Genomic DNA, 1,450 nt, shown 5'->3' on the forward strand with positions numbered 1-1,450 from the left:
CTGGCAGTACTTTTATAATCATGAACGACCTCATATGTCAGTAAATGGTTGTCCACCTATTTTTAAACAATAACAAGGCTTTAGATTTTCTACCCATTAATTCAATTAAAAATGGGGGTATTACCAAAGGAACAATATGTCAGCATTATTTTATGTGTGGGATCCGAAACAGCATAATCCTCAAACGACAATTTCGACATTGGAGCAGGCAGAGTATTTCGCGATTAATTCCCAAGAAATAGGTTTTAGTGAAAACTTAAAAAATTGGTTACTAGATGTTGAACAGATTGTCACCAAACCTGAACTTGCAGAAAACTTTGATGAAGAAATTATCCAGTTCTTTAGTAATGTAAAAGGCTTTTTTAATTTTTCTACAAATGTTTTTGTCATCGAATATATACAGGAAAAAAGTAAATACCTTTATAAAATATTGGTTGATACACTACGTAAGTATAATCTCGTTGCTTTTGATGCAAAACATTATGTGTTTTTTAGTCGGGATGTTATTTTCCCCGATCAGAAAAGTATTGAACAGATGTTAAGCTCTGTCGAAGCAGTATCAAGAGAACAGTTATTACAATTTAAAGCTATACCACAAACACAAGAGAAGCTCAGTATTTTTGCAGATCAGTGGTTAGATTTAAATAAAGAATCTTTAAATTTTATAAAGCAGAGAAAAAAAAATCAATTTAACGAAACTATATATCATCGAGATTTTAATGATCAAATATATGAAGGTATATTAATACTATGTTCAAGTAAAAAAAATGTTTTAGCATATAGCCAAATTGCTTTGGGAAGTTATATTCAAATTTCATCAGAAAAAGCAATCCGTATACTACGCCAACATTTTATAGATGATCATACCTTGCAGTATTTACCCAATATTCATGGAATAGAGGGGGAAGCAATTCATTTTAATGATCCACAACAATTGCAGCACGTGTTACAACAAGTTTATGATTTTTTAATTTATGATGTAAAAAAACATAGTGATCTCAAAACGTTAAATGAATGGTTAAATCATGGAGATGAAAAAGAATATATTACAGGGTTAGGTGCTATCTCTCGTCTAGTGTTAGCAAAATATGTCAATGACCCTTTTTATGATCAATTAGTAAAAGAAGCTTTACCATATGTCAACAGAAACAGATTCTTTAAAAATATGAGTTTTGAACAATTTCAAGAACGATTAGAAAAAGAAATAAAAAATATTTTAGAAGATCAGTAATATTCAAAAAAGAAGGGCTGAAAGATATTATTATATTTCAGCCCTAAATTTTAGAAAAAAATATACCGAGAAATTATTGATACAGCTAGATAATAAGCTGTCATTAAAAAGTAAACATGTATTCTTTTCCGAATTGGTTTGATACTCTCTCCACCCATTGCTCTATTTTATCAGCTGTCATGACTTGAAAATCTCGCCAATAATATTTCATCTGCTTCC

General features: G+C 29.9%; 1 protein-coding gene and 1 pseudogene. One reads left to right on the plus strand and one right to left on the minus strand.

The genetic code is table 11. The features are described from left to right. Window positions 1-136 precede the first annotated feature (136 nt). Entirely contained in the window at window positions 137-1,231 is a 1,095-nt protein-coding gene (locus AC07E5_RS09800; RefSeq protein WP_498625349.1) for a hypothetical protein, read from the plus strand. 103 nt (window positions 1,232-1,334) lie between these two features. Here AC07E5_RS09800 and AC07E5_RS09805 read toward each other — a convergent pair. Further along, window positions 1,335-1,450 (minus strand): annotated as a pseudogene (locus AC07E5_RS09805) (transposase); the annotation flags it as partial.

The organism is Acinetobacter seohaensis, assembly GCF_056431365.1.

Bases quoted from the DNA above. Each gene is read 5' to 3' on its own strand.
- AC07E5_RS09800 (WP_498625349.1), top strand. From the start codon at position 137: ATGTCAGCATTATTTTATGTGTGGGATCCGAAACAGCATAATCCTCAA.